This window comes from Anabaena sp. FACHB-1391, from assembly GCF_014696755.1.
Lineage (GTDB): Bacteria > Cyanobacteriota > Cyanobacteriia > Cyanobacteriales > Nostocaceae > Dolichospermum > Dolichospermum planctonicum.
Genome location: NZ_JACJQS010000004.1, coordinates 18924 through 31524 on the forward strand (window position 1 = coordinate 18924; position 12601 = coordinate 31524).

10 protein-coding genes are annotated in these 12601 nt (G+C 38.8%); 3 read left to right on the forward strand and 7 right to left on the reverse strand.

What is annotated here, in order from left to right; genetic code table 11:
* Positions 1 to 348: 348 nt before the first annotated feature.
* Positions 349 to 2007 (forward strand): MBL fold metallo-hydrolase, encoded by a 1659-nt coding sequence (locus H6F62_RS02835; protein ID WP_137907051.1) that lies wholly within the window; start codon positions 349 to 351, stop codon positions 2005 to 2007.
* A gap of 17 nt (positions 2008 to 2024) precedes the next feature.
* Here H6F62_RS02835 and H6F62_RS02840 read toward each other — a convergent pair whose 3' ends face one another.
* From H6F62_RS02840 to H6F62_RS02865, 6 genes are all read right to left on the reverse strand, one after another.
* On the reverse strand, positions 2025 to 2336 hold the full coding sequence (locus H6F62_RS02840) for a DUF6679 family protein (RefSeq protein WP_028084636.1): 312 nt from the start codon (positions 2334 to 2336) through the stop codon (positions 2025 to 2027).
* 379 nt (positions 2337 to 2715) lie between these two features.
* On the reverse strand, positions 2716 to 3504 hold the full coding sequence (locus H6F62_RS02845; protein ID WP_137907050.1) for a Nif3-like dinuclear metal center hexameric protein: 789 nt from the start codon (positions 3502 to 3504) through the stop codon (positions 2716 to 2718).
* 39 nt (positions 3505 to 3543) lie between these two features.
* Positions 3544 to 4608, reverse strand: a complete 1065-nt coding sequence (gene arsB / locus H6F62_RS02850) for an ACR3 family arsenite efflux transporter (RefSeq protein WP_347238693.1) — start codon at positions 4606 to 4608, stop codon at positions 3544 to 3546.
* A 238-nt stretch (positions 4609 to 4846) separates the two neighbouring features.
* A complete protein-coding gene (arsJ, locus tag H6F62_RS02855; protein WP_137907049.1) occupies positions 4847 to 6109 on the reverse strand; it encodes an organoarsenical effux MFS transporter ArsJ in 1263 nt (420 codons plus the stop codon).
* A 96-nt stretch (positions 6110 to 6205) separates the two neighbouring features.
* Positions 6206 to 7216 carry an ArsJ-associated glyceraldehyde-3-phosphate dehydrogenase gene (locus H6F62_RS02860; RefSeq protein WP_190371294.1) on the reverse strand — a complete coding sequence of 337 codons (1011 nt, stop codon included), beginning with the start codon at positions 7214 to 7216 and terminating at the stop codon, positions 6206 to 6208.
* 15 nt (positions 7217 to 7231) lie between these two features.
* A complete protein-coding gene (locus tag H6F62_RS02865) occupies positions 7232 to 8275 on the reverse strand; it encodes a phosphate ABC transporter substrate-binding protein PstS family protein (RefSeq protein WP_190371295.1) in 1044 nt (347 codons plus the stop codon).
* 272 nt (positions 8276 to 8547) lie between these two features.
* Between H6F62_RS02865 and H6F62_RS02870 the strand changes: the two genes are divergently transcribed.
* Both H6F62_RS02870 and H6F62_RS02875 read left to right on the forward strand, forming a co-directional pair.
* Entirely contained in the window at positions 8548 to 9978 is a 1431-nt protein-coding gene (locus tag H6F62_RS02870) for a DUF697 domain-containing protein (protein ID WP_347238692.1), read from the forward strand.
* A 117-nt stretch (positions 9979 to 10095) separates the two neighbouring features.
* Entirely contained in the window at positions 10096 to 11613 is a 1518-nt protein-coding gene (locus H6F62_RS02875) for a serine/threonine-protein kinase (RefSeq protein ID WP_137907046.1), read from the forward strand.
* 313 nt (positions 11614 to 11926) lie between these two features.
* Here the strand turns inward: H6F62_RS02875 and H6F62_RS02880 are convergent, their stop codons facing one another.
* Positions 11927 to 12562 carry a Uma2 family endonuclease gene (locus tag H6F62_RS02880; protein WP_190371345.1) on the reverse strand — a complete coding sequence of 212 codons (636 nt, stop codon included), beginning with the start codon at positions 12560 to 12562 and terminating at the stop codon, positions 11927 to 11929.
* Between the last annotated feature and the right edge of the window lie 39 nt (positions 12563 to 12601).

Genomic DNA, 12601 nt, shown 5'->3' on the forward strand with positions numbered 1-12601 from the left:
ATAGCACCCTGTGTATTTAGGTATCTTCAGAATAAACTCAGCATGGTAAAGATTTTCTGCTGATTTTACCCAAAAGCAAAAACACTCTATTAAGATATAAAGGTCTTGAGTCAACGGTCAAAAATCTATGGATGTCAAGCTGATTTTAGTGGTTTTAACTGTTATATTTACGGTTTCGTGCTTATTCTTTGGTACGAAAAATGGCTTCTATGATTCCAAAAACTATCACGGTAATGGTTCTGCACATTAACAGGAGTAATAATTTACGTTTCCAACTTTCACAACTCTACTGAAGAATATTGCTAACAGCCAATTTTCTCAGCTATTAGTTTGATTGAGGGGAGGATCATGATCAATAATATATCAATTGATGCTGAAGAAACCGCCAATGAGTTAGAATGTTTACCCTACAGCGTTCAGCATCAAAATGAAGGGGTGTGTCTACTAGTCAGAATGGGTCCCCACCGAATTCTGCTGGATTTTGGCCTGGCAAATATTTTACCTGTAACTAAGGACTTGACTAAATCACCACAATGTGCTATTCCATCTACACCAGCGGATTTAGTGATAGTTAGTCATGCTCATCCAGATCATGCTAGAGGTTTATTTGCGCTACATCAAGCTTTCCCAGCGTTACCTATATATGCTAGTGAGGTGACAACGAAGTTATTACCACTAAATTGGAAAGAAGCAGAACTAGGGAACATTCCCTCATTTTGTCAAGCCTTACCATTGCGATCGCCTATAGAAATTAAAGCAGGTTTAATAGTAGAATTATTCCCCGCAGGACATTTACCCGGCGCTGTGGCTATTCTCTTAACCTACCACACCCCCAACAGAGATTATAAATTACTTTATACTGGTGATTTTTTCCTCTCTAATTCCCGATTAGTCGAAGGATTGCGACTCGATGAATTACGAGGTTTAAATTTAGACGTGCTGTTAATTGAAGGTAGTTATGGCACATCTCGTCATCCCCATCGTCGTCACCAAGAAAATCAACTAGCCGAAAGGATTCATCGCGCTATCAGTTCCAGCGGACTAGGGGAGAACTCTTCAGTAATTTTACCAACTCCAGTATTAGGTTTAGGTCAAGAATTACTCATGTTGTTACGTTCCCATCATCACTTTACAGGTAGAGATTTAGACATTTGGGTAGATGGTGAGGTAGGGACTGGTTGCGATGCTTATTTAGAAATTTTAACCCATCTTCCCGCTTCAGTACAAAACTTTGCGCGTCATCAACCTTTATTTTGGGATGAACGGGTAAAACCCCGTGTCAGAAGATTAAAGCCGGAAAATTTAGCAACTTTAGGTACATCTCCCTGTATTGTTATTACAGATTATTCGGCAGATTTACGTAAGTATGCCCAACCAAACAGCGGTAATTGGCTGATTCTTGTCCCGGAAAAGACTAATCTGCTTAATCAGCAATATTTAGCACCAACAAAAATTGAAACCTACCTGTTAGCGCAACATAGTGATGGACCTGGAACAACCCAGCTAATTCATAATTTACGACCTCAGCACGTTATTTTTGTGCATGGTTCTCCTAGTTACCTAGCGGACTTAACTTGTTTAGAAGAATTACAAAACCGCTATCATGTTCATTCACCCGCCGCCGGAACTTTGGTAGAATTACCGATTGGAGAGACGTTTTTACAACCAGATGCTCCAGAAACTAATTATGGGGGGGAATTGACGGAACTGGGAACTGTGATTACTATTACGCTTCCAGATACCTTAACAACCGATCCTCGCTGGCGACAATTTGCTGATACGGGTTTAATAGCAGCCCGTTGGCAAGGTGAAGATTTGGTATTACGGGGGTTATCCCCACGAGAATTATTAAACTCAAATAGCCTTCGTCCTCATGCTGGTGATGTTGACTGCTGCGGTAATTGCATACACCAAAGGGGACAACGGTGTTGGAATTCCGCCGCCCCCTTATATAATTTCAAAGTTACCCTTGACGGATACTGTCCTGCTTTTGAACGCTTGACGTGAATTTAATTTAGAAGCGTTTAATCTGGATTTAGGTCAGTATAAGGGTTATGAATGCGCTCGGCTTCTGGACAGTCATCAGTTGTCAGCGGTTCTATATTACCGCGTTGTACTGAAGATAATTTTTGAGTGACAGATCCGATGCTTTCGAGACGAACCATTTCCTCCCAAGAACAAACTTCATCTTCCTCGTCTGTTTCATAGCGTAAAGTCACTAAATCACCCTCGATATCAATAATGCGGGCCCGCTCTATCCAGCGCTGTTGATCCCGCAAAAAAACACATACCTCCCGCCCGTCGCAACACAGTTGATAAATCTTGCGGTGTAGCATGTAGTGCTTCTGCCTTTTTATACAACGTAGTTAAACCTGTCAGATTTGGGTTTGATGCCGGGAATATCAACCTTTAACAGGTGAAGTTCACGGTCAGAAACCAGGAAACCAGTAAGTTTAGTGACTCAATTTTACCACTTATTTTTAGTCATTAGTGCTAGATGAAAGTTTGGGTCTTAATTTTCAGTTTACCGCATTAGTAAAACGGTTGTACAAACTGTCAACACAGATATTTTTCCTTGATTTGATGTTTCCAGCGAGAAAGTTAGCTATTCCCGACAAAAACATTATTTTTACCCATGATAACATTATTTCCTATTTCTTGGCAGAATTTTAACATTATTTGCGATCAGGTGTGTATAATTTACATTGGTCTAATTTAGGCTAAAAACTGCCGGAAATCTTCATCTTGCTCGCTCAATTGCACCCAATCTAAGTTAAGGGCTTGAAATTTCTCGACTAGGCGATGGCAGGCGGGACGTTCTGTGGCATAATGACCAGCATCAATTAAAATTATACCCAGATCACGGCTTTCTTGGAATTGATGAAATTTACAATCAGAAGTTAAGTAAACTTGGGCATTAGTTTTGACCACTGCTGAAATAAAGCCCGCCCCAGAACCCCCTAAAACCGCTACACGAGAAATTTTCTGTTTTAAATCCGCTGTGGGTGAAAAAATCAAATGGGGTGAATTTAGTTGGATTTGAATATGATGAAGTAACTCTTGTAATGTTAACGTAGATTCTAGCATTCCTACACGCCCATAACCTAAACCCGATTGAGTAGGGATAATGGGTGATACTTGTTGAAGTTGGAGAATTTGCGCTAAAACATCAGCAGTTCCATCTGCTACTTGGTCAAAATTAGTATGCGCGGTGTAAATACCAATATTGTGGGTAAAAGCTAACCGCATGATTTCCGTTAAAGCTTCCCCAGTGCGGAAAGATTTGGGGGGATGAAAAATCAGGGGATGATGGGCGAAAATAAGATTAGCATGGAGAGCGATCGCTTCTTGGATAACTGCTAAAGTTGGAGTTAGACAGACTAAAACCCGTGCTTCTTGGTCTAAAATACCGGGTTCAACTTGCCAACCGCAATTATCCCAACTTTCGCACCAAGAAGGATTTGCCCATGTTTCAAACCAGATAATTAAATCAGCAACTTTCATTAAATTCAAATAAATCAATAGTAGATTAAACGTATTTAATTATAATCCCATTGGGGAAGATAACCTAAAAAACTGCTTTTTGATCCAGAAAGATACACTGACTAAACTAATTAAGACTGGAACTTCTACCAAAGGTCCAATTACAGCAGCAAAAGCCACACCAGATTTAATTCCAAATACAGAAATAGCCACAGCTATCGCTAATTCAAAATTATTACCAGCAGCGGTAAATGCCACACTAGCAGCTTTTGCATAGTCGGCTTTAATTTTCCATGCCAGATAAAAACTACTCAAAAACATGAATAGGAAATAGATAATCAAGGGAATGGCAATGCGGACAACATCTAGAGGAATCTGCACAATTAAATTACCCTTTAAACTAAACATTACCACAATGGTAAATAAGAGAGCAATTAGAGTAATGGGACTAATTTTGGGAATAAACTGATGATGATACCACTGCTTACCTTTAGCTTTTACTAAAATACAGCGAGTCGTAAATCCAGCTAAGAAAGGAATGCCTAAATAGATAAAAACGCTGTTGGCAATTTCTCCAATACTGATATTTATAATACTTCCTTGTAAGCCAAATAAAGGCGGTAAAATAGAAAGAAAAAACCAGGCATAAAGGCTGTAAAATAAAACTTGAAAAATACTGTTAAAAGCAACAAGTGCGGCCGTATATTCAGTATCTCCTTTAGCTAAATCACTCCAGACAATTACCATAGCAATACAAGGGGATAATCCAATTAGGATTAAACCAGTCATATATTCAGGTTGATCGCGTAGGAAAAGAATAGCAAGTATAAACATCACCATTGGGGCAATTATCCAAGTTAGGGATAATGATAGTCCGAGAATTTTCCTATTACGAAATACATCACCTAACTCTTCATATTTTACCTTTGCCAATGGGGGGTACATCATTAAAATTAAACCAATGGCAATCGGGATGTTAGTTGTTCCCAGTTGGAAATGATTGATAAAAACTTCTATAGTGGGGAAAAAATATCCTAAACCAACTCCAATAACCATTGCCAGAAATATCCACAATGTCAAAAAGCGATCAAGAAAAGAAAGGCGTTTGATGGTGTCTTTTTTAATTATATATTCCACTTAATTTACCTGTATAATTTTAGTTTTATATCTCCGACTTATTGGAGAATTTGGGGATCTTATTGTGATGATAAAATGCGTATTTATTGTAAATTAATATTTAGGCAAGAGGCAAAAACTGTCACCAAATTGCCCATTACCAAATTTAAAGTCAAATAAATTTTGGAGTCATCCAACTAGGGTAAGATATACCTGTTTCCATAGCATATCTTTATGCTGAGAAATATCAGTCTCCATCTCCAGCTTTCCAAGCTATAGCTTTACTGGGTTGAGGATTAGGTAACTTCAGAGAAACTAAACCTGCTGCTAATACGAAAAACATTGATGTCCATAGACAACCAACCAGTCCAAATATTTGATAAACCAAACCTGATAACACAGTACCCACAAGACGACCACCGGAGTTTGCCATATAGTAAAAACCGACATTTAAAGCAACTTTATCATCATCAGTAAATGCCAAAACTAGATAGGAGTGAACAGCAGAATTAAAAGCAAATACCACACCAAAAACCAGAAGTCCAGCAATAATAACCAGATTAGCAGGTAAACCTAATTGTAATGCCAGAGCGATCGCACCGGGAACAGCGGTTAATGTAAATGTCCAAAATCGAATAGTTTGAGATTGGGGTGGACGGCCAGAACCAAAACGCTGCATGAGTGTTGGTGCTAAAAACTGAATCATGCCATAACCAATCACCCAACAAGCCAAAAATCCTCCTACCTGATAAAACGACCAGCCTAAAGTCCCCCGTAAAAAAACTGGTAAAGCCACAACAAACCATACATCTCTAGACCCAAACAAAAAGAATCGTGCAGCCGAGAGAATATTGATTTCCGGGCTTTTAGAAAAAAGTTGACTAAATTTGACCTTTTTCTTGATTTTGCCCATGGCTTTAGGCAACATTAACCCAGAAAACATAATTACAGCCAGTCCCCCAGCCATAATCCACAGAGAACTAATAAAGCCAACTGAACTCAGCAGGGCGCTACCAAGAAAGAATCCCACTCCTTTTAAAGCATTTTTAGAACCCGTTAGTACAGCCACCCATTTAAACAAAGATGATTGGGCTTCTTGAGGCACAACCAAGCGAATAGCACTTTTAGAACTCATTTTCGTTAAGTCCTTAGCAATTCCCGAAAATGCCTGTGCTACCATCACATAGAGAACCGCGAACCACTGCACCCAAGCTGGATTGAGAAAAGACAGCATCATCAAAGAAAACACCTGTAACCCAATACCAGTGTAAAGAGTCACCTTTAAACCAAACTGAGAACCAATCCAACCGCCGAGAAAGTTTGTAACAACTCCAAATACCTCATAGAACAGGAATAAAAAAGCAATTTGGATGGGTGTATAACCGATTTGATTAAAATAGAGTAACACCAACATTCGCAAAGCCCCATCGGTCAAAGTGAAGCCCCAATATGCCAGTGTTACCAGAATGTAATTCTTGAAATTAGAATTAGAAGCTGTAGTAGAAGCCATGATTAAAAATTCAAAGTTGTCAATATAGTACGAGTTAAAAGTTAGAGAAATGGGGTAAATTAAATACCCCAAAATCTTGACAAAAAACCATTATTACTACAAACTTAAAGCCACCTTTCGTGCTAATTCCATCATGCGGTTAACATAACCCCATTCATTGTCATACCAAGCCAATATCTTGACTTGAGTTTCATTGACAACCATTGTCGACAGGGCATCAATAATCGCAGAACGAGGATCATCTTTATAATCAATAGACACTAAAGGACGTTCTTCATAACCCAAAATTCCTATTAATGGTTCTTGGGTTGATGCAGTTTTTAATAAACTATTAACTTCCGCAACTGTGGTAGGACGAACTACTTCAAATACACAATCTGTGAGGGAAGCATTTAACAAAGGCACACGCACAGCTAAACCATTTAATTTACCATTCAATTCTGGATAAATTAAACCAATAGCTGTAGCTGAACCGGTGCTAGTGGGAATTAATGACATACTTGTAGCCCTAGCCCGACGCAAATCTTTATGAGGTGCATCTACAATAGTTTGGGTATTAGTATTATCGTGAATTGTGGTAATTACTCCATGTTTAATTCCCAAGCCTTCATGAATTACTTTTACTACTGGGGCTAAACAATTAGTAGTACAAGAAGCTGCTGTTAATAAATGATGTTTTTCAGGTTCATAAAGATGATCATTCACTCCCATGACAATATTTAAAGCCTCTTCTTTAACAGGTGCAGCGACAATTACTTTTTGCACACCTCTTTGAAAATAAGGGTCAAGGGTAGCAGGTGTTCTAAACTTACCAGAACATTCTAAAACTATATCAACACCAAGGTCTTCCCAAGGAACTTCACCCGGTTGGGAATGTTCAGTAAAACGTAGGTATTTACCATCAATAATAACCTGGTTTTCTCCAGATTCTACTTCTGGTGTCCAACGCCCATGTACAGAATCAAATTTGAGTAAATGTGCTGCTGCTTTTGTTCCACCTTTGGTTTCATTAATGTGGACAAATTCTATTTCTGGCCAATTCCAAGCAGCACGAACGGATAACCTTCCCATGCGCCCAAATCCATTAATTCCTACTCTAATTGTCATGATTTTTATTAATCCTTAAAATTGCTTTTGTTTGCGTAATAATTCCCCAAGGGTGAGGTTAAATTCTGACTTACCACCAAATACTGTTCCGACTTTACCTTTGTACAAGTGAACATAATCAAGTTTGTAAGCTTCCTCTGATAAAGGAACATAGCCCACAGAATTAGCTATTTTTGCAGCGTTTTTAATGTAGAAATCGGCAAATTTATAAACCACAGTTTTGTTTTTACTAGACCAAAGATTCACATATATAAATAAAGGTCGAGAAAGTGGTTGATATTTAGCTTTTTCTACTGTTTCTGGTGATGGTAAAATAGCACCTTTGCCACTATTAACTGCTACGACTTTTAACTTATCTTTGTTTTCTGCATAGTAAGCATAACCAAAGTACCCTAAAGCTTCAGGTTCTTTACTGATACCTGCCACTAAAACTTCATCATCTTCAGTAGCTATGTAATCTTTGCGACTGGATCTGGCTTTACCAACAATTGCTGCGGTAAAATAGTCAAAAGTCCCAGACTTATCACCAGCGCCGTATAATTTGATTGGACGGTCTGGCCAAGAAGCGCGTACTTGATTCCATTTTGTAATTTTTCCTTCAGCGCTGGGTTCCCAGATTTTTTTTAATTCGGCTATTGTGATATCTTTTGCCCAGGTGTTCTGGGGGTTAACAGCGATAGTTAAGGCATCAAAAGCTATGGGTAATTCCATGTAGCTTATGCCTTTTTTTTTACAATCTGCCATCTCCGACTGGTTAATTGGCCGCGAAGCATTATTGATGTCTATTTTGCCTTGACAAAATTTTTCAAAACCACCGCTAGTACCGGAAATACTTACTTTAACCTGACTATTGTTTTCGGAATTAGCCTGATATGCTTTGACTACAGCCTGGGTAATAGGATATACTGTACTAGAACCATCTACTTTAATAACCCCCTCTGTGGTGGAGTTAGGCTGAATATTATCAGTAGAATTAGTAGAATTAGACGTAGTTGTACAACTAGTTGTCAATATTAGCATTCCCAGAGCTAAGACTAATTTTTTTGCTGTTTTCTTCACTGATTTAACCTGTATAATTAGTGAGTAGATTATTAAGCCTGTTTGCTTCTCATTTCAAAAAAAATTGATATGTCAAGGTTTACTCTACCATGAAGATGTAAAAATTCATCAAAAAAAATTGATGTACTGTTTATAAGCAGCAGAAAGAATGTTTTTAACCCGTTGCTAGTTTCTAGGACAAAAAGACGTTTGTTCACCAACGGCAATCCGAGTGGTAGATTTTGAACTAAAGTGAAGTAGAAGCCTTTTCCTGGCGTGGAGAATCACAAATTGTGAAGTTACAGCGACCAATATTAGTGGGAGGACTAGGACTATCGTTCTCCCTGTGGATGTTAGACAGTTGGCATGATTCAATAGTTCAAGTAGGAGAGTTGGGAATTTTGACTGCTTTGGCTGTTGGTGGGGGTTTATGGTTATTGCGGAAAAATCAGCCCCCATTAGGTGAACAGCCTTGGGATATACTTGTAGATCCCAGGGCTGTAGTCCAAGCGATCGCCCAAACAAATGTAATAATTAATCAAATTGCTCAAGAATCAGCTGATCATCCTTCTTTAGCAATTCTCCGCGAAAATCTCGCTAAATTGCCTTTAGAATTGGCAAGAAAGGAAATTACCGTGGCGGTTACTGGCGGCAAATCCGTAGGTAAAAGTACGATTATCAAAGTTCTGAAAAATACCTCAATTTCCACAGGAATGTCTTTACATTTTACGGAAACAGTGGCTTTATTTTCGGCACTTGGTGAAAATTCTGATGTCGTTACTTTATCAGAAATTCAGAAATCTGATGTTGTCTTATTTCTGACTAATGGTGATCTGACCGATTCAGAATTTCAGGTTTGGGAACAATTAAAAACCGCAAAACAGCCCACATTGCTGGTTTTCAACAAACAAGATCAATATCAACCTTCAGAACGCGCTACAGTTTTACAATCATTAAAACAGCGCCTGGGTGTAAATGTAGTTGGGACTGCGGCCTGTCCGGTAGCTGTGAAAGTGCGAAAACATCAAGAAGATGGTTCTTTCCAGGAATGGATAGAACAACCAACCCCAGATATCCAGCAGTTAACACAACAGTTAGAACTGATTGGACAACAAGGGGAGCAACTAGTTTGTAATACCACACATCGTCAAGTATTATTGCTGAAGAGTCAAGCTAAAAATTGTTTAAATGTTCTGAGACGCGATCGCTCCGTACCGATTATAGAACAATACCAATGGATTGCAGCGGCAGCGAACTTTGCTAACCCTGTCCCAGGGTTGGATCTTCTCGCCACTGCGGCCATTAATGCTCAAATGGTGATAGACCTGGGTAATATTTATCAGCAGAAAATTTCCTGGGAACAAGGACAACAAATAGCCAGAACCATGGGAAGTTTGATGTGGAAATTAGGTTTGGTGGAACTTTCAACTAAAGCTGTAACGGGTATTCTGAAAACTAATGTTGCTACCTTTGTCGCTGGGGGAATGGTAGAGGGAGTTAGCGCTGCTTACCTAACCAGAGTAGCAGGATTAAGTTTAATAGAATATTTCCAAGAGCAAGAAATTGCTTTAGAATCGGGAGATGCCTTAAATCTGGAGAAATTACGTCAAGTTTTACCAACAGTATTCCAACAAAACCAGAAAATGGCTATTTTGGAAGCCTTTGTCAAGCAAGGTGTGAAACGCTTATTACCGGAAGTAAAACCAGCGGAAGTTGTAGCTTAACCTTTCAGATCCCGAACTTCTTCAAGAACTCCGGGATCTGGGTCATGATATAATCATCAGCATAAATGATGAGAATATACTTAAATTAATCTCTGCTGTATCTACCACCACCCAGCTATGAACCAGATATGCTGTCTCAACCCGGAGTGTCATAACCCACCCCTTCCTGAACAGACCAAATTTTGTACCAACTGCGGAGTTCCCTTAGTAGTGTTGAGAAACCGCTATCAACCAGTTAAACCCTTGGGTGGTGGAGGATTTGCTAAAACTTATTTAGCGGTAGATATTGACAAATTAAACGAAAAGTGCGTAGTTAAACAACTGGCACCCCAAACCCAGGGAACAGCGGGACTAAAAAAAGCTACAGAATTATTTTTACAAGAAGCACAGCAATTACAACAACTCGGTGAACATCCCCAAATTCCCGCCTTACTAGCCTATTTTACAGAAAATAGTCGCCTGTATTTGGTACAACAATTTATTGATGGTGAGAATTTACTCACAGAATTAGAAAATCAGGGAATATTCAACGAGTCAAAAATCCGCACTTTATTACAGGATTTATTGCCAGTTCTCACAGTATTTCATAATCAAGGTATTATTCACCGGGATATTAAACCAGAAAATATCATGAGTCGTCGCAGTGATGGCAAATTTATATTAATTGATTTTGGCGCATCCAAGCAATTACAGGGAACGGTGAAAACAGGCACATCAATTGGTACTTTTGGATACGCGCCTTTAGAGCAGATGCAGGGTGGTAAAGTATATCCTGCTAGTGATTTGTATAGTATTGGTGTAACTTGTTTTCATTTGTTAACAGGAGTTCACCCTTGGCAACTTTGGCAGGAAGATGGTTATAAATGGGTAAAAGAATGGCGTAATCATTTACAATCACCCCTGAGTTCAGAATTAGGGCAAATTTTAGATCAGCTATTACAAAAAGAAGCTCAACAGCGTTATCAGTCTGCTGAAAAAGTTTTACAAGATCTAAACCCCCTCCCCGCAAGGGAAGTAAGAACCCCACCCCCTAACCCCCTCCCCGCAAGGGAAGTAAGAACCCCACCCCCTAACCCCCTCCCCGCAAGCAAGGAGGGGGAACTAAAATCATCCTGTGGAATGGACTACAGGAAACTGCGTGACTACCTCGCACAAGGAAAATGGAAAGAAGCAGACAAGGAAACAGCACGGGTAATGTTAGCAGTTGCGAAGCGGGAAAAGGAAGGTTGGTTAGATGATAAAAGTATTGATAATTTTCCCTGTGCAGACCTCCGTACCATTGACCAGTTGTGGGTAAAATACAGTGGTGGTAAATTTGGGTTTTCAGTGCAGAAACGAATTTATCAAAGTTTCGGTGGAACGAGAAAATATAATTTGGAAATATGGGAGAAGTTCGGGGACAAGGTAGGATGGAGAAAGGGAGGCTACTGGTTGTACTACAAAGATATTACTTATGACAAGAAAGCACCAGAAGGCCACCTCCCGGTGAGACCTGGTAAGGCGCGGAACGTGGGTTGGTTGTGGGGGGTGGGGTGGGAGGTCGTGCTGTCTTCTCTTTGCGGGTCTGGTGCTGTCTTCTCTCGCGTTGAGACTTGTAAGTTGAGATGGTTACTATTACGAATTATAAACAGGTAATTTTCCACAAAGTCTTGCCGGTTCTGGGTTTTCGATACCTGGTACTTGAGAATAGTCAAAAAATCAGAAAAGATGTAGTACAGTTTGTGGGGTGCATTAGGAGCGCGAAAAGATGAGAAAATATACAAATAAATTAACTACGCGACGTAACGCACCATTAATATTGTCACAAATCAGGATACCCCAGGATTTCAGGATTTACAGGATTTTATTTTGTGGTTAAAGTTACCCGATTTCTCAGATAATTAATGTTAGTAAATGATAAGATTAATAAAACAAGTCGGAGATCTGAATCTCTCAATTGTTAGAATCATTATCCAATATTTACCCAACTTCTAAAAGCCTTTAATGTCGCATTTCTGCCTATAGTTCGACTTTTTTCTAAATATTGAGGAATAACTGCAATTAAAGGTAAATTAGGAAAATTTAAACTAGATTTAGATTCCACATAAACACCATCTTGTAAAATATTAATTTGCAAAATTCCGTTTTCAAACCGCCATACTTCAGGAACTTTTAAACCTTGATATATATTCAAATGGGTACGGGAAGTAATATCAATTTCTAAAGCTAAATCTGGAGGAGGGTCAATTGTTAAATCCAATCTTTTTTTCCCCCGAATTACAGCTTCATTTTGAATATAAAAACATTGATCAGGTTCTATACCTTGTGCCATAAATTGATTTTTAAAGGTCGTAGAACCAAGACATCTAAACTCAATATTTAATTCTTCAAGTAAAGCCTTAACTAAATCACTAATAATTTCTTTATCAAATTGATGTTCTGGTAAAGGACTGATAATTTCTAATCTTCCCCTATCATAAGCAATTCGCGCAGCACGGTGTTCTCCCAATTCTTCAATAATTGTTTCTAATTCTTTCCAAGTCACATTTTCTAATATAACTCTTTGTCCTGGTGGTACATGAATGCGCTTTAATTCTAACAACATCATTGCCACTCCTTATAATTTGAATTTTTTAACATTATA